This window comes from Halomicronema hongdechloris C2206 (genome assembly GCF_002075285.3).
Classification (GTDB): Bacteria; Cyanobacteriota; Cyanobacteriia; order Phormidesmidales; family Phormidesmidaceae; genus Halomicronema_B; species Halomicronema_B hongdechloris.
This window is the reverse complement of the sequence record NZ_CP021983.2, coordinates 1,467,123-1,489,029: the sequence shown is the minus strand read 5'-3', so window position 1 is coordinate 1,489,029 and position 21,907 is coordinate 1,467,123. Positions and strand designations below refer to the sequence as shown.

The 21,907-nt window shown below is 56.9% G+C and carries 15 protein-coding genes and 2 pseudogenes; 9 read left to right on the top strand and 8 right to left on the bottom strand.

Going from position 1 to position 21,907, the window contains the following annotated elements; all coding sequences use genetic code 11:
- Positions 1-58 precede the first annotated feature (58 nt).
- From XM38_RS06725 to XM38_RS06705, 5 genes are all read left to right on the top strand, one after another.
- Positions 59-451, top strand: a complete 393-nt coding sequence (locus XM38_RS06725; RefSeq protein WP_080813553.1) for a mCpol domain-containing protein — start codon at positions 59-61, stop codon at positions 449-451.
- Complete coding sequence (locus XM38_RS06720) at positions 444-1,169, top strand: hypothetical protein (RefSeq protein ID WP_080814247.1); 726 nt, start codon at positions 444-446, stop codon at positions 1,167-1,169. Before XM38_RS06725 ends, XM38_RS06720 begins: the two co-directional genes overlap by 8 nt.
- A 234-nt stretch (positions 1,170-1,403) precedes the next feature.
- Positions 1,404-2,123, top strand: a complete 720-nt coding sequence (locus tag XM38_RS06715; RefSeq protein WP_256995537.1) for a TIGR03985 family CRISPR-associated protein — start codon at positions 1,404-1,406, stop codon at positions 2,121-2,123.
- Between the two features lie 651 nt (positions 2,124-2,774).
- On the top strand, positions 2,775-3,956 hold the full coding sequence (locus XM38_RS06710; RefSeq protein ID WP_088429371.1) for an aldo/keto reductase: 1,182 nt from the start codon (positions 2,775-2,777) through the stop codon (positions 3,954-3,956).
- A gap of 38 nt (positions 3,957-3,994) precedes the next feature.
- Positions 3,995-5,383 (top strand): alkaline phosphatase family protein, encoded by a 1,389-nt coding sequence (locus tag XM38_RS06705; protein ID WP_080814244.1) that lies wholly within the window; start codon positions 3,995-3,997, stop codon positions 5,381-5,383.
- A gap of 7 nt (positions 5,384-5,390) precedes the next feature.
- Here XM38_RS06705 and XM38_RS06700 read toward each other — a convergent pair whose 3' ends face one another.
- The 7 genes and pseudogenes from XM38_RS06700 to XM38_RS28680 all read right to left on the bottom strand — a co-directional run bounded on the left by XM38_RS06700 (position 5,391) and on the right by XM38_RS28680 (position 11,207).
- The gene (locus XM38_RS06700) at positions 5,391-6,017 is read right to left on the bottom strand and encodes a TMEM165/GDT1 family protein (protein WP_187329312.1); all 627 of its coding nucleotides are present in this window, start codon (positions 6,015-6,017) and stop codon (positions 5,391-5,393) included.
- A 367-nt stretch (positions 6,018-6,384) separates the two neighbouring features.
- Complete coding sequence (locus XM38_RS06695; protein ID WP_080814242.1) at positions 6,385-6,762, bottom strand: hypothetical protein; 378 nt, start codon at positions 6,760-6,762, stop codon at positions 6,385-6,387.
- Between the two features lie 247 nt (positions 6,763-7,009).
- Positions 7,010-7,897 carry a substrate-binding domain-containing protein gene (locus XM38_RS06690; protein ID WP_256995536.1) on the bottom strand — a complete coding sequence of 296 codons (888 nt, stop codon included), beginning with the start codon at positions 7,895-7,897 and terminating at the stop codon, positions 7,010-7,012.
- A gap of 61 nt (positions 7,898-7,958) precedes the next feature.
- The gene (thyD, locus tag XM38_RS06685) at positions 7,959-8,885 is read right to left on the bottom strand and encodes a thylakoid membrane protein ThyD (protein ID WP_080814239.1); all 927 of its coding nucleotides are present in this window, start codon (positions 8,883-8,885) and stop codon (positions 7,959-7,961) included.
- Entirely contained in the window at positions 8,882-9,280 is a 399-nt protein-coding gene (gene psb28, locus XM38_RS06680; protein WP_080814264.1) for a photosystem II reaction center protein Psb28, read from the bottom strand. Before psb28 ends, thyD begins: the two co-directional genes overlap by 4 nt.
- 42 nt (positions 9,281-9,322) lie before the next feature.
- Positions 9,323-10,001, bottom strand: a pseudogene (locus tag XM38_RS28685) (response regulator transcription factor).
- Positions 9,979-11,207, bottom strand: a pseudogene (locus XM38_RS28680) (Coenzyme F420 hydrogenase/dehydrogenase, beta subunit C-terminal domain). The pseudogenes XM38_RS28685 and XM38_RS28680 overlap by 23 nt, the downstream one beginning before the upstream one ends.
- Before the next feature lie 252 nt (positions 11,208-11,459).
- Here XM38_RS28680 and XM38_RS06665 point away from each other — a divergent pair.
- The 4 genes from XM38_RS06665 (at position 11,460) to murD (ending at position 19,526) form a co-directional block, all read left to right on the top strand.
- Positions 11,460-13,436: a serine/threonine-protein kinase gene (locus tag XM38_RS06665; RefSeq protein ID WP_225889199.1), complete on the top strand. Its 1,977-nt coding sequence runs from the start codon at positions 11,460-11,462 to the stop codon at positions 13,434-13,436.
- 696 nt (positions 13,437-14,132) lie between these two features.
- Positions 14,133-15,845, top strand: a complete 1,713-nt coding sequence (locus tag XM38_RS06660; RefSeq protein WP_088431555.1) for an ABC-ATPase domain-containing protein — start codon at positions 14,133-14,135, stop codon at positions 15,843-15,845.
- 147 nt (positions 15,846-15,992) lie between these two features.
- On the top strand, positions 15,993-18,149 hold the full coding sequence (glyS, locus tag XM38_RS06655; protein ID WP_088429367.1) for a glycine--tRNA ligase subunit beta: 2,157 nt from the start codon (positions 15,993-15,995) through the stop codon (positions 18,147-18,149).
- A 3-nt stretch (positions 18,150-18,152) separates the two neighbouring features.
- Positions 18,153-19,526: a UDP-N-acetylmuramoyl-L-alanine--D-glutamate ligase gene (murD, locus tag XM38_RS06650; RefSeq protein ID WP_088429365.1), complete on the top strand. Its 1,374-nt coding sequence runs from the start codon at positions 18,153-18,155 to the stop codon at positions 19,524-19,526.
- Here murD and glgB read toward each other — a convergent pair.
- Positions 19,523-21,772, bottom strand: coding sequence for a 1,4-alpha-glucan branching protein GlgB (glgB, locus tag XM38_RS06645; protein ID WP_088429363.1), 2,250 nt, complete (start codon positions 21,770-21,772; stop codon positions 19,523-19,525). The genes murD and glgB overlap by 4 nt on opposite strands.
- Positions 21,773-21,907 lie beyond the last annotated feature (135 nt).

Below are 21,907 nucleotides of genomic sequence, written 5' to 3'. Positions count from 1 at the left end.
TTGTTCTTCCTAACTTAAAATTTAGGCGGCAAACCATTGATTATTTGAAAGAAAATGTATGACTAAACTCTATTTTGCTGCCGATGGTGATGATGTTGGACATCATCTTGAATATCTTATGTTGAGAAATGAATCAGCTAAAATTTTCGAATTTTCAAAAGTATTTCATAAAGCGATGCTTTGGCTAGAATATGAGCTTATAGAGTCTTGCGAGGCAGAAATAATATTTACAGGTGGAGATAATATTTTAGCCCGCATTAGCAAAACAGACGATACTCTCAATCTGATCGAAAAAATTAGATTTGAATTTCAGAAAAAGGCCAAAAGCACACTATCAATAGGACTTGGAAAAACTCCAAGAGAAGCTTACTTTGCTTTAAAGCTGGCTAAGACAAGTGGCAAGAATTGTGTTCGTCAGTTTAGAGAATTGGAGGATTTTCTTGATGCTTAAAACACTTTTAGTTTTTCTCTTCTCTCCCAATGTCGATTCGTACATTAATGCGATTTCATATGCCTATGAAAATATGGGAATAGAAGCAATCAAACTGATACACATCAAAGGAACTGAAACAGGAATTACTGATTCTGAAGCAAGTAACATTTCTAGCAAAATATGGGGCCGACTAGGCGACCTTTCTTCGCGATTCTCTGGTGTTTACAAACAAATAAATGAGCAACTTTTGAAAAGGGAATTAATTCCGATTGAGTACTCAAATCTGAAGCGAGAATTGTACCAGGTTATCAAAAGTCAGAAAAATACAAAATGGATAGTTGATTTAACGACTGCTCCTAAAAGACCAAGCATAGATGTTTTTGCCGTATGCCTTGCACTTGGTATTGAGTCAGTTTACACATTTGAATTGAAACCAAAATACGATCCAAATCGTTCAGATGATTTTCTCTACCACGTATTGAATGAAACGGATTACTCTTATACTTGCTTGAGCAAGACTGATCCAGTCAGAAATAGTCAGTCCTCTCTTTTACGTAAATCATACCTACTCTGGTACGTGGGTGCCATATCTCTTGTCGTTATGTTGATTTCATTGATAGTTTTTATAACTATTGGACCCGAAAGCTCTTTTATCCAGGGATTAAATTTAACTGCGGCTGTAGTTGGTCTCATTTCACCTGCATTTGCATTAGTTGATCAAAAACGGCGAGTATAGTCAAGTTTTTTAGAGTGAAAAGTTCGTAAATTAAGGTTTCAATCGGATTTTTCTGCATTTGCACTATATTCTTTCAGATGAGATGCAAGAGCAGGTGGACAGCTGGTTGACTGACAAAAGATTCTGCATTGGGCGCGGTTTCCGCGCCCTTACCAGATTTCGGATGCTGTAGGGGGCAGGTTCCCTGACCCTTTGGATAGTCTGGGTTCTAGCAGGTTTTGTCAGTCAATGAGGGTGGACAGCTACCAGCAGCAAATCGAAGCCCTCTGGCAAACCCCCGATGGCGGCGTGATTCAGTTTGACAACTGGGTGGTTCGCCAACGGCGCACCGCCACGGTGACGGTGTATCCAGTGTGTGTGCACTATGCCCGCCGGGCCAAGTACCTCAGCGCCTATGGCCAAGATCCCGATGGCCACATTGGCTGGCATAACTACCGCCTGGATCGCATCCGCTCCCCCCACCTGAGGGTCTTACCCTGGGGCGATCCAGCGGTGCCCCCCGAGCTCAAAACCCTGCGGGACACCGGGCAACTGCCTACCCCAGAACAGGTGCAGGTGCAGTTGGCAGCGGCCTGGGGATTTAATTTTTATCTGCCCAAAGCACTGCTGATCATGCGGTTTGAGCCGGAGTTTGCCCACGGGTATGTACAGGATACGGAGCGCCACCCCACCTTTGGGCCGGTGAGCTATGGGGAGTTGGCGCAATTGGTGCATATTGAGGTGGCGGAGGCAACGGAACAGCAGGAGATTTTGCAGGTACTGGCCCAGCGTCCCGCTACAGATGCCTACTACCGGGGCTGGATGCGGGTAGGGGATATTAATGTAACGATGCGACTGCGCGATTGGCGACCGCAGGGGGAGGTGATTGCGCCGCTGGTGGTGCGACAGCAGATGATGTCGGAAGCGGCGAGAGAGCTGGATAACTATGGAATATTGCGAAATCCTGCGATTTGATTGATTTTCAAATATTCAGCGACTAATATGTTCGTAAATCTCTCGCTTTCGTGGGGGTCTTCCGATCCTTGAAAACCGCATAGTTTTGTTAACCCTAGCGAATCGCTTGCTACGTAAAGGTTTCAGGTGTTTTCCACAGAGGTCTATTGACAGGGATTCGCAATAATTTTGCTTTCCACGAGACCCTAGCGAAAACACCCCCCTGAAACCTTTGCCCTGTAAGGGCTCCAGATCGAGGGGGTTCAAAACCCATTACCCCGCAAGGGGACGGAAACGATAGAAAATCAGAAGGCAAAAGGAGAAAGGATGAAAGGGTGATCTGAAGGCCGCTTAGGTTGCCGCCTTCTACCGAACCAGACTCCTACCCCGACCAGACTTGTGCCCCCGAGATATTTGCTGCCTTTTCCCGCGCCCCTACCCTGTCCCCTTACCTCTATCCGCTATCGGCCTACTCGCCCGCCCATCCACCGTTTGACAGGGCGCCAAACCATTCACTCAACACTCAACACTCAACACTCAACACTCAGCCCTCCAGGCAGGCTCCGCCTTGCTTGAATGCCGTTAGGCTATACACCCCATCACCCCAGGGGAAGTGCTTCTTTATAGTTCTGTGATAGAACCAGTGGAAGAGAGCCTCCATACATTTGACCAATGCAGTATCGACGCTTTGGCCGCACCAATTTACCCATGCCCGTCTTTTCCTGCGGCGGCATGCGCTATCAGCATTCCTGGAAAGACAGTCCCCACTGGCAAATTCCCCAGAAAAACCAAGCTAACCTCGAGGCCACCATTCGCCGGGCCTTAGAGGTCGGCATCACTCACATTGAAACAGCCCGGGGCTATGGTACTTCTGAGATCCAGTTGGGGCGGATTCTGCCCCGCTTGCCCCGGGAAAAGCTGATCGTCCAGACCAAAATTTCCCCCAAGCCCGATCCCCAAGACTTTCGTCGCACCTTAGAGCAATCCCTGCAGAATCTACGGCTGGAGCACATCGATCTGCTCGGCATCCATGGCATCAACACCCCAGACCTGCTGGACTACACCGTCCGACCGGGAGGTTGCCTAGAGGTGGCCCAAGCCTTTCAACGGGCTGGACGCATTGGCCACATCGGCTTCTCTACCCATGCCCCCACCTGGGTGATTCTGCAGGCCATCGAGACCAACCAATTCGACTACGTCAATCTGCACTGGTACTACATCAATCAGGACAACTGGCCTGCCATTGAAGCCGCCAATCGCCATGACATGGGGGTATTCATCATCAGTCCTTCAGACAAGGGCGGCCATCTCTACAACCCGCCCCAGAAGCTAGTTGACCTCTGTGCGCCCCTCAGCCCCATGGTCTTCAACGATCTCTTCTGCCTCAGCCATCCCCAGGTCCATACCCTCAGCCTAGGGGCGGCTCGCCCCAGCGACTTTGATGAGCATTTGCAGGTCTTGCCGCTGTTAGAGCAAGCCGCAGAAATCCTACCGCCAATTGTGCAGCGACTGGAGCAAGCTGCCAGCGATGCCCTAGGCACCGATTGGCTACGCACCTGGCAGGTGGGACTGCCGACGCCGGAAGATACTCCTGGGCGCATCAACATTCCCACTATCCTTTGGCTGCATAACCTGCTGGTGGCCTTTGATATGGACGAGTATGCCAAGGCCCGCTACAATCTCCTGGGCAATGGCGGCCATTGGTTTCCCGGTCAACAAGCTGGCGATATTGACCGCTTGGACTTATCGAAGTGCCTAGCCCGCAGCCCTCACGCCCAGAAGATTCCCAAGCTGTTGGCCGAGACCCACCAGCGCCTAGGGGGGGAAACGGTGAAACGGTTATCCCAGTCCTAGGGACGCCTACAATAAGGAGATCGCTACTGGCTATTACTATGCCTACTCCCCGCCTGCTGATTATCGGCCTCGACTGCATGGAGCCTTCCCTGGTGTTCGAGCAGTGGCGCTCTCAGTTGCCCCACCTCAGCCGCCTCATGGCCCAGGGTAGCTATGGTCGTCTCGAGAGCAGCATTCCAGCCATTACGGTACCGGCCTGGAGCTGCATGATGACCGGACGCGATCCAGGGGAGTTGGGTATCTATGGGTTTCGCAACCGTCAGGACCGTAATTATCACAGTATGGCCATCTCTGATGGACGGGCGGTGAAATTTCCGCGACTGTGGGACTTGCTGGGGGAGGCCGGCTGGCAGGTGGCGGTGTTGAGTGTGCCGGGGACGTCGCCCCCCTATCCGGTCAATGGCTCGTTGGTATCGTGCTTTCTCACTCCCAGCCCCGAGGTGCCCTTTACCCATCCGCCAGAGCTGGGACAGCAGCTGCGCAGCTGGATGCCGGACTTCATGATGGATGTGCCCAATTTTCGCTCTGATGATAAAAAGCAGATTCTGGAAAATCTCTATCGGCTCTGCGACCAGCGCTTCACCCTGGCAGAGAAGCTGATTGTTCAAGACGGTCCCGATTTTCTGATGCTGGTCGACATGGGGGTCGATCGGATTCACCATGCCTTCTGGAAACCGATGGACCCGCGCCATCCCCAGTATGAGCCCGACTCGCCCTATGCCACGGCCATCTATGACTACTACCGCCATGTGGATCAGCGGGTAGGCTCCCTGCTAGAGCACTGCGATCAGGACACGGCGGTGCTGGTAGTCTCAGACCATGGGGCCCAACCGTTGATGGGGGGCATTTGCATCAATGAATGGTTGCAGGCCCAGGGCTACCTCACTCTGAAGCAACGGCCGGACACTCCCCAATCCTTGGATCAGGTTGCGGTGGACTGGGAGCAGACCCAAGCTTGGGGAGCCGGGGGCTATTACGCTCGCATCTTTCTCAACGTCAAGGGCCGCGAACCCCAGGGAGTGGTGCCCATGGCCGCCTATGAGGCCACCCGCGACCAGTTGATTGACCAGCTGAGTCAGCTGCCGGGTCCGGCGGGATGTCCCCTCAAGGTGGAGGCCTTCAAGCCCCAGCAGATCTACCAAAAGGTGCGGGGACGAGCCCCCGATTTGATCGTTTATTTCGATGATCTGGCCTGGCGTTCCATCGGTAGCGTCGGCTTTGACAGCATCTATGCGGTCGAGAATGACACCGGTCCCGACGACGCTAATCACGCTCCCCAGGGCCTGATGATCTTCTATGATCCCCAGGATCCCAAGCAGGGGCAGGTGCTGCAGCAGGCTCAGCTCTACGACATTCTGCCTTCCCTGCTGCACCGCTACAGCTTAGTAGCCCCTGCCGGGCTCAGAGGACAGCAATTATCCTGGTGAAGCTGACTCAGGTGCCCATCCTCAGGGCGGTAATCAGACCGAATAAGACAAACAACCCGCCGCCTAACCCTGTCAAGAGGCGCTCAGAGATGCGACCGGCAACCAGCTTGCCGCAGATGACAGCAATGCAGGTGGTGATGGTATGGCCTAGGCTGGCCCCAGCCACAATGCCGATGGGATGATGGGCAGCGGCCAGGGTAATGGTAGCCAGCTGGGTGCGATCCCCCCACTCTGCCATGAAAGTAAGGGTGAAGGCCTCAGCCAAAATGGCTCCGGTGGACCAGGTGGTCAGGCCCTGTTCTCGCTGTTCGACTGCTGCCAGGGCATCCGCCTGTTCATGGTCTAAGTCCCCTGGCCTAGCCATGGACCAGGCATCGTAAAGCAGTTTGCCGCCAAAGCCCAGGAATAGGGCGATGGCGACTCCTTGTACATAAACGTGGGGTAAAGCCGTCACCACCTGACCAATGAGGACCGACAGGATGGTCATGGCCAACAGGGCCGCCGTCACCCCGGTAAATACCCAACGACGGGAATGGCGCATGGCTAGAATAGCGCCGATGAAGAAGGTCTTATCTCCCAACTCAGACAGGGTAATCAAGAGTAACCCTGCCGTAAATCCGGTCAATATGCTCATGCCTGTTTCCGTGATGTGGTGGTTAAGCAGGCATGACGGATCCCTTTAAAGGATTAAAAGACCCCACCAAGCCCACTTAACCGTGGACTCAGTGAAGGTCTCGCGTGCGAATCGAAAAATGCTGATTAGCGCCAAACTCACATCTTGGCCTGCCTAGGCAGTAGGACAGCCAAAGCTATGAGTTGGAATCGATTCGCCATCTGAACCAGGCTCATCGCCAGCATGTTGATTCAGACGGCTAGATCCTGCCAGGATCTAGGGCTACTCCCCTTCTACTGCTCAATAACATACCACAATTCGGTGATCCTGACATCTTGGCAGCGTGAGGGTGTATAGATCTCTAGAGTAGCAAGGGCACTGTATAGGCCTATCCTGCCAGGCGCTGCCAGATACGGGCAATTTCGGCCAGCATATTCTGAAAGGACTCCCGAAATGCCTGATGCTCGTTTTCGTTACGCTGCCGGTCCGCACGAGCCTCCTGCAGCAGATTGTTGAAGCGGCTATCGGTTTCCTCTTGGTGCTCGGCTAGACCGCTGATGAGGCTAATGGCTTCGGCAGCTTCGCGCTCGATGATTTGGCGGGTTTGCTCAAAGCCGGAGTCCATGGTCTGCTGCAGTTCGGCGGTTCGTTGGCGGGTTTGCTCAAAGCCGGAGTCCGTGGCCTGCTGCAGTTCGGCAATGGCCGTGGCATTAGCTTCTACGATGGCCTCAATGCGGCTCAGTCGGTCATCGGCACTGTTGGTCATCACTGTCTCTTCCTAACGTATCGTTTTGCCAGCCCACCGCTCATCCCAAGCCCAGAATTGCTGTCGATATCGTGACTCCCCCTGCTCGAAATTCTAAGCCAATAGCTGTTCGGGGCTCAATTTTGCAGGCATATCTACAGGGGTAAAAAGCCAACCCGCTCGACGATGGATTGTCCTTGGTCAGAGAGCATCATGGCGATGAACTCTTGCCACTGCCGGGCTGGTGGGTTGGTTATCACGACATAAACTACCCGGCTAAGGGGATAGGTGCCCTGGCGTACCGCTTCTGCATCAGTGGGCAAGGTTCCCTCGATGGGCAAGATCTTGACGGTAGATTGATCGACCACTTGCTGCACGGTGCTGTAGCCAATGCCATTGGCTTCCAGGGTTCGCAGCATTGGAGTGGTTTCATCCCCTGCGTCAGGGTGGTGAAGGTGGGGCCATCGGGGGCAAAGTCTTGTCCCAGCAGCACCAGGTCTTTGAAGAGAGAATGGGTGCCACTATCGGCGGCGCGATTGATCACCCGAATCGGGGCATTAGGGCCGCCTAATTCCGACCAGTTGGTCAGTTGCCCTTGGAAGATCTGCTGCAGTTGGCTCAGGGTGAGGCTGTCATTGAAGGGATTGGTTTGCCCGACCACGACAGCTAAGGCATCCCGGGCGAAGGGAATCGCTTGCAGTCCGGCCTGGCGCTCCTCAGCAGTTAGGGGGCGGGAGCTGAAGGCCATGACCACCTCGTCATTGAGCAGGTGCTGCAGACCGGCATTGCTGCCGTTGGGTTGGCCAGCGGGGACGCCGTAGGTGGTGGGAATGTTGGGGTTGACCTGAGTGTAGGCCAGTTGAAATTGCTTGACGAGGGCCACTAGGGTAACACTGCCGTCTATGGTCAAAACGGCGGGATTGGGCAGTGAGGTATCTAGATCATCGAGACTGTTGAGGCTGTCCCTTGCTTGGGGGGCAGGGCTAGGAGTCGGGGAGTTGGTACTGTCGGGGGTAGAGGATGGGGCGGGGCTGTTGCTGAATTGCCTGAGTAGGGGCCTACCGAGAAACCAATAGGCTCCCCCTGCCAGGGCGATGGTGATGAGCAAGGCGGCAATCAACGCGGGGATGTTCTGATCCCGGTTGCCTTGGGACATGATCCCCCTCCGGCGAGATGCGTCTGCCCTCAGCATAAACCGAGGACGAGGCGTTGGTCTCTCAAGAATCGGTGAGGATCTCTTGCAGGGCAGCTTTTACGCGGGGATATTGGAACGTGAAGCCGCTGGCTTCAGTGCGTTTGGGTAATACTTGCTGGCCCTCGAGCACCACCTTAGCCCCGTCCCCCAACAGAGCTTCTAGGACGAAGTCGGGGACTGGCAGCCAGGAAGGGCGATTGAGTACCTCTCCTAGGGCATGGCATAGCTCGGCCATGCGTACGGGATGAGGGGTGGTGGCATTGTAGATGCCGGCCATAGTGTCTTCGCTGAGGGCCTTGAGGATGAGACTGACCAAATCTTCTCGGTGGATCCAGGAGAACCACTGCCGACCGCTGCCGATGGGGCCGCCGGCAAAGAGGCGGAAGGGCGGCACCATGCGGGCGATGGCTCCACCCATGCCCAGGACGATGCCGAAGCGCAGAATCACCAGGCGCACCCCAGCCTCTTTGACCTTGTGGGCTTCTGCTTCCCAGGCCCGGCAGACTTGGGAGAGAAAGTCATCCTCTACCGGGGCGCTAGTTTCGTCGAAGCGGGCCGTTTCGCTGGTGCCGTAGTAGCCGATGGCGGAGGCATTGACGAGAACGTTGGGTTTGGGCTCGGCGTTGGCAATGGCCTCGACTACTTTGGCGGTGCCGATCTGGCGGCTGTTGAGCATGGCTTGTTTGTGCTCTGGGGTCCACCGTTCTGAGATCGGGGCTCCGGCCAGGTTGACGACGCCGTCGCAGCCTGCGATCGCATCTTGCCAGGCTCCCGATTGCAGCGGCTCATAGGCCACCACCTGCACTCGGGGAAAGGCACTGGTGGGAAACACCCGCCGCCCTTTGCTGGCATCGCGAGTCAGCACCAGGCTGTCATGCCCTTGTTCTTGCAACCGTTTCACCAGGCGGCTGCCGACGAATCCGGTGGCTCCAGTAATGGCGACCTTCATGATGGCTTGCTCCCTTGAATTGCGTCAGGATTAGATTCACCGTAGGCCATGCCATGGGCGTCGGCATAGCGGTGCATAAATCGCATAAATCGCTGCCAGTGGTCGTCTCGGTCGATCTCCAGCAGGCATTCTACCCGCACCAGATCATCGCCCTCAGGGCCACCGAAGATAAACTTGATGCCGCTGGGCTCGACGGTGATGATGCCCTCCTCATCCGTTAGCTTCAGCGCCTTGGAAAATTGACGGCGAAAGCTCTTGAACTGCTCGATGGCTTCCATGTGCTCAAAGATCAGCTTGGCTGACCGCACCCCTGTGCCCCGGTTCTGGCGCAGGCTGACATTGCTGAGGTCTTCGTAGATGCCCTCAAAGAACTCTAGAGTAGGAGAAACGGTCATGGGGATCACCGAGAACGTTAGGTCTTCAGTATACAAAAACGCTCATTGCCCCAAGCGATAGCCCTTGCCATAGACGGTGTGAATCAACGCAGAGGTGCCAGGGGGCTCGATCTTACGGCGCAGCAACCGCATCTGGGCCGCTAGTACATTACTGCTGGGCCGCTCTTGGCCGACCCAGACCGTCTGGTAGATCTGGTCGTGGCTGAGCAACTGGTGGGGATGCTGCAGCAAAAAGGCCAGTAAGCGGGTTTCCTTTTCCGAGAGCTCAATGGCCTGCCCCTGGCGATAGGCCAGTTGGTTGTCGCAGTCTAGCTCTAGATCTTCGAAGCTGAGACGCTCGCCAGGGGCGCCGGTTTCCAGGGTGGGTGGACGCCGCAGCAGGGCCCGCCCCGGGCCAGTAATTCCCGCAGTTCAAAGGGTTTGACCAGATAATCATCGCCACCAGCATCCAGGCCCGCCACCCGATCATCCACCGTGTCCTTGGCGGTGAGAAACAAGACGGGGGTGCTGTCGCCCTGCGATCGCACCTGCCGACAGATCTCTACCCCATTCAACTGCGGCAGCATCCAATCCAGGATCAGTAGGTCATAGCCGCCGCCCTGGGCTAGGACCAGTCCCTTATCCCCATCACTGGCCACGTCTACGTATACCCGTGACCTTGCAGTAAGCGGCTGAGGGGATCGGTCAATTCGGCTTCGTCATCCACCAGCAGAATCCGCATGGCTCTCCTCTGCCTCCGGCAGGGTGTATTGACTGACAATGCGCTGGGCAAAGGCCGGCACATGGTCTGCCAACTTCTCGGGATGGTGACGCTGCACGTAGAGATAATTGCGGGTGAAGTGCGAATCGATGGAGAAGCGCGCATATTCCAGCCCCTTCGGCCCAATTCGCTCAATCACCACCCCCATTAGCTTCGCCGCCCACATGGGCAGGGTCACTCCCTTGTCGTAGGCCGGAATACTCTGCTGCACTGCCGCCTTACGATTACCTTGGCTCGTCACTGGCTGGGTATCTAGTTGATCCATGACCAGATCCAGCATGTCCTGCCCCGTCTGGTTGCGCACCACGATCCACTGCCAGCCGAAAGGGGCGCCCATGTAGCCCACTACCAGATCCGCCAGCCCATTGACATAGTCGAAACAGCTCATACAAGAGGGGGCAAACACATCCTTGAGCTGGTTGGTCTTGAGGCCAAAAAACGGTACCGTCTCCACCGAGCCATCCTCATGTTTGAAATGCACCCGAAAGTCCTGCATGAACTCATAGTGCACCACCGTCTCTGGCGAGCGGCTGGTGGTCTCGAGGAACTTTTGCAACCCAGTCCGGGTGACATTATCCACACAGGGGGTGCCTAATACATAGAGTTTCTCCAGCCCCAGCTGCTGTTCCACTGCCCGTAGCGCTTGAATCTGACAGCCTACCCGATCACTAACAGCCGCTTCAGCCCCGACTGCTCGATCTGCTCTAGCACCGACAGATTGGGGGAGAGGGTGGGCTTATTGACTCGGGCCGCCAGAATCTCCTCTGGGGTAGTGGCCAGAATCGGCTGGGGTTGAAACCGGTCTTCCTCCGTATTCTGCACGCAGACTACCCCCTCCACCCGGCCCTGGGTCAGCATGGCCACGGCAATGGTGCTGACGATACCGGTCCACTGGGCTCCTTCCAGGGGCTGCCGCTTGCGGGCCGCCATCATGGATTGATGCACCCCAAAGTAGCAGTCGTCAGTGTTCTCCAAATCCCGAGCCCGGCCATGGGCCTGTGCCTCTAGCTGAGGAAATTGCTGATTGAGGAACGCACAGGCCTCTTTGACGTAGTGAATGTAATAGGTATCGCAAAGGCCACACTCGCTGCACAACTCCTTGGCCGGACGACGAGCCCCCGGACGCAGGGCCTTAGCTTTCTTGTGGGACGGTTGGGCCAGGGTCATAGGCGATGCAAAAACTCATGGTAAACACGCTATGGCTTCACGATACCGCACCGCATCACCCCCCTCAGAACCAGATGCGAAATATAACGAAATACAACAAGCCCTATCCTTATCTCCCCTACACTAAGGGAAGTTACCGTTGGCCATCGTGGGTGCATCACCGCGGGGGTGACAGAGTTTTAGTAACCATTTCCAGCTACATTCTGCTTGCTAGGGTCGCCCATGCTTTGCTGTCTCAATCCTCAATGCCCCTTGCCGTCCAATCCTAGAACCGCAGAGCGGTGTCAGGGATGTGGCCATCCTTTAGTGAAGCGATTACGGGGTCGATATATCCCGATTAAATTGCTGGGGCAGGGGGGATTTGGCCGTACATTCTTAGGATTAGATACCGATCGCCTCAATAGCCCTTGTGTCATCAAGCAATTTGCGCCCCAAACCCAAGGCACTAAATCCTTCGATAAGGCAGTGAAACTCTTTGAGCAGGAGGCCATGCGACTGCATGATTTGGGGGAGCATCCTCAGATTCCTACCCTGCTGGCCTATTTTGCCCATGATCATTATCTCTATCTAGTGCAGCAGAGCATTGAAGGCACCACCCTCTATCAAGAGCTGCAAGAGCGGGGGGCCTACGATGGCCAGCAAGTACGTCAATTGCTGCTGGACTTGTTGCCGGTGCTGCAATTTATTCACCATCAAGGGGTGATTCACCGGGATATTACCCCCACCAATATTCTGCGCCGCCAGCAAGATGGTAAGGCGATTCTGATCGACTTTGGGGTAGCTAAGCAGTTCAGTGAGGCGGTGACGCCACAACCTGGGACTCGCATTGGCACCGAAGGCTATTCTCCCATCGAGCAATTGCGAGGGGGCCATGCCTATCCAGCCAGCGATCTCTACAGTCTGGGAGTGACCTGTCTGCATCTGTTGACGAATCGTAAACCCGAGGACCTCTACGACCCCCTGCAGGGACAGTGGCAGTGGCGGCAGATCTTGCAAGCGGCGGGGCGTAGCATTGACCCCCCGTTGGCCCAGGTGTTGGAGCGGCTGGTTCAAGACTTGGTCGGCGATCGCTATCAATCAGCCCAGGATGCCCTGCGAGATTTGCAGGGGAATGGTGCTTGGCAGGGGGTAGTGCCGGGTTGGGTGCGGCAGCATCCGGCTGGACCGATTTCATCCCCTCCCCAGCCGCCGTCTTCCCCACCGTCGGAGCCGCCGGAGCCGTCAGAGCCGCCATCGACGGCGAGGCCTGCTACTACTAAGCCCCAGACAAGTTCCCCTCCTCCGACCTCTCGCCCTCAGTCCTCGGGCAGACGGCCCAGATCGGGTACCCCGCGTTCTCGAGGCTGGCACTGTGTCCGCACGGTGGTGGGGCATCGGTCTTGGGTCATGGCGGTGGCCTTTAATCCTAAGACGCCGGCCCTAGTCAGTGGCAGCTTAGACGACACGATTCGGGTCTGGCATTTGCCGTCGGGGAAGGAATTCTACAGCTTAGAGGCCCATCCCCGGGGGGTGAATGATGTGGTCATCAGTCGGGGAGGACAGGTGATGGCCAGCTGCGGCGATGACCATACGGTACGAGTCTGGAACTTGGCTCAGGGCAAGGTACTGCATACCCTCACGGGCCATCTGCGAGATGTGATGTCTGTGGCCATGGGGCAGCGGGGGTTTCTCCTGGCCAGTGGGGGTGAGGATCGCTCGTTGATGCTGTGGAAGCTGGATCAGGGACGCCATCTCAAGACGTTGCGAGGGACAGCGGGCATAATCAAGGCGGTGGCCATGACGGCGGATGAGCAAACCCTAGTCAGTGGTGGCTTGGATAACCAGGTACGGCTGTGGGATATCGCCACGGGTACCCTGGTGAGAACGTTGTCGGGTCACCTCCATTCCGTCAATGATCTGGCCATCAGCCGGGATGACAAGCTGATTGCGAGTGCCAGTAAGGATGGTACGGTGCGGCTGTGGGAGTTGGCTACGGGAACTCTGCTGCAGACCCTGGCAGAGCATACCCAGGATGTGAATGGAGTTGCGATCGCACCAGATAGCCGCACCTTGGTCAGCGGTAGCAACGACGGCACCGTCAAACTCTGGGATCTGCAAACAGGTCAGTGTTTATATAGTCTCAGTGGCCACACCGGGGCAGTACAAGCGGTGGCCATCCACAGTAGCGGCCGCCTAATTGCCAGCGCCAGTACTGATAAGACCATTCGCCTCTGGAAGTGGACAGGTTAATGGTGAGGAGTGAGGAGTGACGAGTGAGGAGTAGATAGGGGTGAGGGGGTGATGGGGTAGTGGGGTGTATAGCCTAACGGCATTCGAGAAAGGCGGAGCCTGCCCGGAGGGCTGAGTTTTGAATTTTGAATTTTGAGTTTTGAATTTTGAATTTTGAGTGTTGAGTGTTGAGTGAATGGTTTGGCTCCCTGTCAAACGGTGGATGGGCGGGCGAGTAGGCCGATAGCAGATAGAGGTAAGGGGACAGGGTAGGGGCGCGGTTGCCGCGCCCAGTGCAGAAAACCTAACGACCAATCGACCAGCCCTGCCACAGGTCCAGGGCAGCAGCGCGGAAAAGGCAGCGGGCTTCAATTCAAAATTCAAAATTCAAAATTTATTGCTACCTTGCCAATGCGACGCGATCCAGCACTGCTAATCGACATGCCCGTCCGCAGGTCCAGGGCAGCGGTTTGCCCTGGTCGTCGGAGTCCGAGGGGAGCGAGATCCCCTCGGGTGAGCTCTCTGGCTTGGAAAACTAAGTGCGGTCTTATCGAGGTCCAGGGCTCCTAACTGACAGGCCCTTCCACGGAGTCCAGGGTGCGCCAGAAGGATCAAATTCACCAGTGCTCAACGACGAATAGAGAGCCGTACAGGGTCACGTCCCAGGAGGCGTCCTTTAGAGTGAGAAATGATTTGCCGATAGTTTGAATGGTTACCATGGCTACCCTGGACAGTGCCCTGCGGCAGCAACTTCATCGCCTCGATGGCCAAAGCTACAAAGCCTATAAGTCGATTCGTGGCACCTACGAGTTCCCGGACTTTACCTTGCACATCGACTATGTCCAGGGAGACCCCTTCGCCGCTCCCAGCCAGGTACGGCTGCAGGTGCCCCGGCAAACGGCGAGATTTCCAGCGGAGCTCTACTCTTCGCCAGTACGGGCTGTGGCCCTAGCCGACTATCTCACTCGCCAAGTGTATCAAGTGGCCCAGCAACTCAAGAGTAATCGGGGCTCGGGCAAGAGTGGCCTAATTGCGATCGCACCGCCCAGCCAGGCCATCCTAGCTCGCACCGCTGCCCAGGTTAGGGACGGTGACCTGGAGATCCGCTGCACCGTAGGCCTCCCCGCCTTTGGCCGTCGCATCGCCGGTCGGCAGGCGGCAGAATTGCTCTGCGATGACCTGCCAGATATTCTGGACCAGGCCCTCTGCTACGACGTGCTAGATGCCGCCGCCCTCCAGCGCCACGTGGATACTGCCGAGGATGCCGACTGGCTGCGGCAGCAGTTGCCCCAGCGGGATCTGGTGGCCTTCATCGCCGATGGGGCCCGCTTACCCCGCCGCAGTGGGATCGATGAGCGCCCCCTAGAGGCTGAGGTGATTCCCTTTCGCTCCCCCGACTCGCTGCGAGTCAGCGTCGACTGCCCCCATGCGGGCACTATTACTGGCATGGGCATTCCCAGCGGCATCACCTTGATCGTAGGGGGAGGCTACCACGGTAAGTCCACCCTATTGCGGGCCATCGAGACCGGCATCTATGCCCATATCCCTGGGGACGGCCGCGAACAAGTAGTCTGCCTGCCGGCGGCGGTGAAGGTGCGGGCCGAGGATGGCCGCAGCGTCAGTGGGGTCGATATCTCTCCTTTCATCAAAAACTTGCCCCAGGAGCGCTCCACCCATGCCTTCTCCACCACCAATGCCAGCGGTAGCACCTCCCAAGCCGCCAATATTATGGAAGCCGTCGAAGCCGGAGCCCAGGCTCTGTTGGTGGATGAAGACACCTCCGCCACCAACTTCATGATTCGCGATCGGCGCATGCAGGCCCTAATTGCCAAGGATCGCGAACCCATCACCCCCTTCATCGATAAGGTGCGACAGCTCTACGATGACTACGGCATTTCCACGGTGCTCGTCATGGGGGGCAGTGGCGACTACTTCGACGTGGCCGACACCGTCATCGCCCTAGACAATTATGAGCCCCGCGAGGTCACGGCCCAGGCCCAAGCCATTGCCCGCCAATATGTCACCGAGCGCCAGCGGGAGGGAGGCGAGCACTTTGGGCCTATCACCCCCCGGGTGGTGCTGCCCCAGGGCATTGATCCCAGCCAAGGCCGGAAGCCGGTTAGCCTCAAGGTGCGTCAGGTGGATCAGGTGCGCTTTGGCCGCGAAGACATCGACCTCAGCGCCGTGGAGCAGTTAGTGGAACCGGGGCAAGTGCGGGCCATGGCCGCCGCCATGGTCTATGGTCGCCAGTTTATGGATGGTCAGCGCTCCCTGGCTGAGATTCTGAGCGCGATTATGGCGGATCTCGACCGGGATGGCTTGGATTGTCTAGATGATAGGGTATCTGGCGATCTGGTCCGATTTCGTCCCCAAGACCTGGCCGCCGCCCTCAATCGCTTACGGACGCTGACGATCCAACCCAGGGAGTAGGCCCTGCCTGCTCAGCTGCTAAAGCTGGGGAATCTGAGACCATTTCCGTTGCAAATTCCCGCTAAGGGCGCGGTAGACTGATGAAACTGACTCGCTGCTTGTGGGCAGGGAGCCGTTGATGCGATCGCAAGCACTCTAAAGTTACCTATGGCGACGTTTTTGCTGGAAGTTGGCACCGAGGAGTTGCCGGCCAGCTTTGTAGAGGATGCCATTAACCAATGGCGGGGAAGCATAGCATCGGCGTTGGCCGAGGAGCTCCTGACGCCTGCCGCCGTTACCGTATACGGCACTCCGCGCCGATTAGCAGTGGTGGTAGCAGGGTTGCCTGAACGCCAGCCGGATCGCACCGATGAGGTGAAAGGACCGCCAGCCCAAGCCGCCTTCCAGGATGGTCAGCCTACTCGCGCCGCCGAAGGGTTTGCCCGCTCCCGCGGGGTAGCTGTCGCCGATCTAGAGGTGCGGGACACCGATAAAGGTCCCTTCGTCTTTGTCACCCAGTCTATTGCCGGCCGCCCCGCCGCTGACATCTTGCCGGAGCAAGTGCCCCAGTGGATCTTTGGCCTCGAGGGGAAGCGGTTCATGCGCTGGGGGGACGGTGACCTGCGCTTTCCCCGGCCCATTCGCTGGGTAGTGGCCCTCCTCGACGACCAGGTATTGCCCTTCTCCCTGGAGAATGGCTCAGAGGTGTGTCCTTGCGATCGCATCTCCCCAGGGCACCGAGTCCTCCACCCCGATCCGGTAGTCATTGCCCAAGCCAGCACCTACCGTGAGACCCTGAACCAAGCCTACGTCGACGTCGACCCAGTCAGCCGGGCCGACCACATCTATCAGCAGCTCCAGGCTGCCGCCAGCCGCGTCAACGGCGTCCCCATCATCGCCGCCGCCCTGCTGCAAGAAGTCACCCATCTGGTGGAATGGCCCACGGCCGTGGTGGGTAAATTCGATCCGGCCTTCCTAGAATTACCTCCGGAAGTCATCACCATGGAGATGGAAAGCCATCAGCGCTACTTTCCAGTGCGCCCCAACGATGGCTCCGCCCCCCTGTTGCCCTATTTCATCACGGTCTCCAACGGTGACCCGGCCAAAGCCGACATCATCGCCGCCGGCAATGCCCGGGTGATTCGAGCCCGGCTCTCTGACGGCAAGTTTTTCTTCGACGCCGACCGGGCCATTGCCCTCGAGACCTTCAGCAAGCGACTTCATCAGGTCACCTTCGAAGAACGGCTGGGCTCCATGGCCGATAAGGTCGACCGGATCGTCGCCATCGCCGATCACATCGCCACCCAGCTGTCCCTGGCCGCCCCCGAACGGCAAGTCATCCAACGGGCGGCCCAACTGTGTAAAGCCGACCTAGTCACCCAGATGGTGGGGGAATTTCCTGAGCTTCAAGGCATCATGGGGGAAAAATACGCCCGCCACCAGGGGGAAGCCGATGCCGTGGCCGTGGCCATCGCCGAACATTACCTGCCCCGCGGCGCCGACGACCCCCTACCCCAAACCCTCGCCGGTCAAGTAGTGGGGATGGCCGATCGCCTCGATACCCTGGTGGGAATTTTTAGCCTAGGGCAGTTACCCAGCGGCTCCTCCGATCCCTTTGCCCTGCGTCGAGCCGCCAATGCCATTGTCAATGTCACCTGGACAGCCGAGTTGCCCATCAACCTAGAGCAGCTCCTGGTAACCGTGATCGCAGACTTTACGGCGAATCCCAACCTGACCGTGGCCCAGCCCAAGGAGTTAGAGCAGCAGTTGCAAGACTTTTTCCTGCAACGGATACGGACGCTGCTGCAGGACGAGTTAGCCATCGACTATGACCTAGTCAACGCCGTGCTAGGAGACGCTGATGCCGACTATGCCCAACGGATGCTGAGCGATCTGCTCGATGCCCGGGACCGGGCCCGTTTTCTACACGCCATGCGCTCAGATGGCACCCTGGAGCGAATCTATGAGACGGTGAATCGGGCCACTCGCCTAGCGGCCCAAGGGGACCTCGACACCGACATACTCGATCCCACACCAGTGGTTGACCCAGATCAGTTTCAGCAACCCTCAGAACAGGCCTTCTTGGCAACGTTGCAGACCCTATTGCCCCAAACCCAGGCAGCCCAAGCCCAGCGGGACTACAGTCAGTTAGTGGCTGGCTTAGAACAAGCCACCCCTGTGGTTAGTCGTTTCTTTGATGGGCCAGATAGCGTGCTGGTGATGGCTGAGGATGCAGCCATTCGCCGCAATCGACTTAATCTCCTGGGCTTGCTGCGTAATCATGCCCGCGTATTGGCAGACTTTGGTGCCATTGTTAAAAGTTGATCAATGAATAATGCCCACGTAATTGGCCTTGGCAGATCCGGCATTGCCGCCGCCCGATTGCTGCATCAAGATGGCTGGCACGTCGTCTTAAGCGATCGCAACCCGGCTCCTCGCTGGCTGGACCAGCAGAGCGCCCTAGAAACCGCTGGCATTACCGTGCGCCTAGGCTATAGCTTCGACCCCAGCGAAGCCGTCAATCTGGTGGTGGTCAGTCCGGGCGTGCCGTGGGATAGCCCTGCCCTTATCGCCGCCCGGGAGCAGGGGCTAGAAGTCATCGGCGAAATGGAACTGGCCTGGCGCTTCTTGAAGGATCGGCCCTGGGTCGGCATCACTGGCACCAATGGTAAGACCACCACCACTGCCCTGACTGCAGCTATCTTCCAAGCTGCCGGGTTCCGTGCCCCCGCCTGTGGCAACATTGGCTACGCTGCCTGTGAACTGGCCCTGAGTGATCAGGTACCCGATTGGGTGATTGCAGAGGTCAGCAGCTATCAGATCGAGGCCGCCGCCACCCTGGCTCCCCAAATTGGCCTATGGACCACCTTCACCCCCGATCATCTCCAGCGCCACTATTCCCTAGACAATTACTTTGCCATTAAAGCCTCGCTGCTGCATCGCTGCGAAGCCAGGGTCTTCAATGGAGATGACCCCTTTTTGCGGCGCCGTATTCCTGACCACTTTTCCCAGGGATATTGGACCAGCATCGCCGGCAAGGTCCCCCTGACTTCAGCTCCTACCCATGGCTCCGGCCAGGCCACCACCGGTCCCATCACCTACTTAGAAGGTGGCTGGGTCATCTGCCAAGGACAGCCCATCGTCGCAGTCGATGCCTTCCAAATGGTGGGACAGCATAACTGGCAAAATCTGTTGCTGGCCGTGACCGCTGCCCATCTAGCCGATATCGCACCCGCTGCGATCGCAGCTGCCGTGGCCAATTTTTCAGGGGTGCCCCATCGCCTCGAGCATATCTGCACTTGGCAATCCATCGACTTCATCAACGACAGCAAAGCAACCAACTATGATGCTGCCGCCGTCGGCCTCCAGTCGGTGACAGCCCCGGTAGTTTTAATCGCCGGGGGAGACGCCAAACCTGGGGACGACCAGGCATGGCTCCAGTTGATTCAGAAAAAGGTGGCTACCGTTTTATTGATCGGAACGGCGGCCCCCGACTTGGCCCACCGCCTCGACGAGGTGGGCTACACGGCTTATGAAATTGTCGACACCATGAAGCGAGCCCTGGTCCGAGCTCGGGATTTAGCCCCAGCCCAGCAGGCTCGCACCGTGCTATTGTCTCCAGCCTGTGCCAGCTTTGATCAATACCCTGACTTCGAGGTGCGGGGCGATCATTTCCGCCGACTGTGCCTCGAGCACTGCTAAGACAGCTTCAATACCAGCACCCCCAGGGGAGGCAAGGTCAAGCTGAGGGCATGGGGCCAGCGGGGATTCTCCGGCCAGGGCTGGGTGTCTTTGCCGCCAAAATTGCCCGTGTCGCTACCGCCATAGATCTCGGCGTCGCTGTTAATCAGCTCCTGGTAGTGGCCGGGTTCAGGTACCCCGACCCAATAGTCAAAGAGTGGGGTCGGGGTAAAGTTACACACCGTCACGAGGAAGTCCGGGGAGTCCTTAGCTTGGCGGATAAACGACACCACGCTGTTGTCAGCATCGTTGCAATCAATCCACTCAAACCCGGCGGCAGAGAAATCATCGGTGTAGAGGGCCGGCTGACTCTTGTACAGAGCATTCAAGTCACCGATAAACTGCTTCAGCTGTTGATGGGGAATCTGGTTTAACAATCCCCAATCGAGGTCTAGCCAGCAGTTCCATTCGCTGGTCTGGCCAAACTCCATGCCCATGAACAGGGTCTTCTTGCCAGGGTGAGTGTACATGTAGCCGTAGAGTGCGCGCAGGTTGGCCAGTTTCTGCCACTCATCTCCCGGCATCTTTTGGTAGAGATTGCCCTTGCCATGGACCACCTCATCGTGGGAGAGGGCCAACATGAAGTTTTCACTGAAGGCGTACCAGATGGAAAAGGTAATGTGGTTTTGGTGATAGCGACGATAGAGGGGATCGGTGCTGAAGTAGTCCAACATGTCGTGCATCCAGCCCATGTTCCACTTCAGGTTGAAGCCCAGGCCGCCAATGTAGGTAGGCCGCGACACATTGGGCCAGGCCGTGGATTCCTCCGCAATGGAGAGCACCCCTGGATAGTAGCCAAAAATTAGATAGTTGAGCTGCCGCAGGAAGTCGACGACCTCTAAATTCTCGTTGCCCCCGAAACGGTTCGGCACCCACTCCCCGTCTTTGCGATCGTAGTCCAGATACAACATCGAGGCCACGGCATCGACCCGAATACCATCGATGTGGTACTTGTCAAACCAAAACAGGGCGTTGGCAATCAAAAAGTTGCTGACCTCGCGCCGGGAGTAGTTGAAGACCAGGGTGCCCCAGCCCTTGTGTTCCCCTTTGCGAGGATCGGCGTGTTCATAGAGATGAGAGCCGTCAAAGCAGGCGAGCCCGTGACTGTCTTTGGGAAAATGCCCAGGCACCCAGTCGACAATGACCCCTAGGCCCTGCTGATGGCACTGATCGACAAAATACATAAAGTCCTGGGGGGTGCCAAATCGGGACGTCGGGGCGTAGTGCCCGGCTACCTGATAGCCCCAAGAGCCGTCATAGGGATGCTCGGCTACAGGCAGCACTTCAATGTGAGTGTACCCCAGCTCTTTCGCGTAGGGAACCAGGGTATGGGCTAGTTCCCGATAGGTGAGAAATCGCCCCTCTGGCTTCTGGGAGACTCGAACCACCTCTCCTGGCTCGGGGGGCTGGTCAGCACTGGCGTGGAGCCAGGAGCCCAAATGCACTTCGTAGACAGAAATCGGCTCTTGCTGCGGGTCCTGGTGGCGACGAGCCTCGAGCCAATCGTCATCCCCCCAGGTGTATTCCAGATCGTTGACGACAGAGGCCGTGTTCGGGCGCACTTCCTGCTGGAAACCGTAGGGATCTGACTTGTAGTAAAGATGACCGGCTGGATTTTTAATCTCGTACTTGTAGGTTGTCCCGGCCGTTAACTCAGGAATGAATAGATCCCAGACGCCACCGTTCAGCCGCCGCATTTGATGTTTGCGGCCATCCCACTGGTTGAAGTCGCCAATAATGGAGACATTACGGGCATTCGGAGCCCAGACGGAAAAGTAGACACCGGCAACTCCGTCGACTTCCACGGGATGGGCTCCCATCTTTTCATAGATGCGATGGTGATTGCCCTCGCCGAATAGGTAAATGTCGTAGTCTGTCAGCAGGGGGGTCTTGAAGGCATAGGGGTCATGGATTACCCGCTCGTGCTCTCCTTCCTTGATCTTGAGGAGATAGTTCATGGCCAGTTCATCAGCTTCGACCTCACATTCAAAGAAATGAGGATGATGGACGGACTGCATGGGATGCTGACGGCGTGCTTCCGGATTGATCACCCAGACGGCATCGGCATTGGGCAAAAAGGCTCGCACTACCCAACGCTTGTGATGATCCTGGTCCTCAAGCACATGGGATCCCAGGATCTCGAAGGGATTGTCATGCTGGTTTTCTGTGATGCGTTTGATTTGATCAATGGGGGTTTGACAAACCATATAAGACAGTGAGTGATGGGTCAGGGCAACGGTAGACTCGCTGGCATTCCTGGTTTTGCCAATGAATCTTGGCTTTGCAGGAGGCCGACGAGGGCATCAGACGTTAGATCGCCCAGGTCCGGACTAGAGGGTTGC

Coding starts and splice junctions, on each gene's coding strand:
- XM38_RS06725 (WP_080813553.1), top strand. CDS start 59: ATGACTAAACTCTATTTTGCTGCCGATGGTGATGATGTTGGACATCAT.
- XM38_RS06720 (WP_080814247.1), top strand. CDS start 444: ATGCTTAAAACACTTTTAGTTTTTCTCTTCTCTCCCAATGTCGATTCG.
- XM38_RS06710 (WP_088429371.1), top strand. CDS start 2,775: ATGCAGTATCGACGCTTTGGCCGCACCAATTTACCCATGCCCGTCTTT.
- XM38_RS06705 (WP_080814244.1), top strand. CDS start 3,995: ATGCCTACTCCCCGCCTGCTGATTATCGGCCTCGACTGCATGGAGCCT.
- XM38_RS06700 (WP_187329312.1), bottom strand. CDS start 6,017: ATGAGCATATTGACCGGATTTACGGCAGGGTTACTCTTGATTACCCTG.
- XM38_RS06695 (WP_080814242.1), bottom strand. CDS start 6,762: ATGACCAACAGTGCCGATGACCGACTGAGCCGCATTGAGGCCATCGTA.
- XM38_RS06690 (WP_256995536.1), bottom strand. CDS start 7,897: ATGTCCCAAGGCAACCGGGATCAGAACATCCCCGCGTTGATTGCCGCC.
- thyD (WP_080814239.1), bottom strand. CDS start 8,885: ATGAAGGTCGCCATTACTGGAGCCACCGGATTCGTCGGCAGCCGCCTG.
- psb28 (WP_080814264.1), bottom strand. CDS start 9,280: ATGACCGTTTCTCCTACTCTAGAGTTCTTTGAGGGCATCTACGAAGAC.
- XM38_RS06660 (WP_088431555.1), top strand. CDS start 14,133: ATGGCTACCCTGGACAGTGCCCTGCGGCAGCAACTTCATCGCCTCGAT.
- glyS (WP_088429367.1), top strand. CDS start 15,993: ATGGCGACGTTTTTGCTGGAAGTTGGCACCGAGGAGTTGCCGGCCAGC.
- murD (WP_088429365.1), top strand. CDS start 18,153: ATGAATAATGCCCACGTAATTGGCCTTGGCAGATCCGGCATTGCCGCC.
- glgB (WP_088429363.1), bottom strand. CDS start 21,772: ATGGTTTGTCAAACCCCCATTGATCAAATCAAACGCATCACAGAAAAC.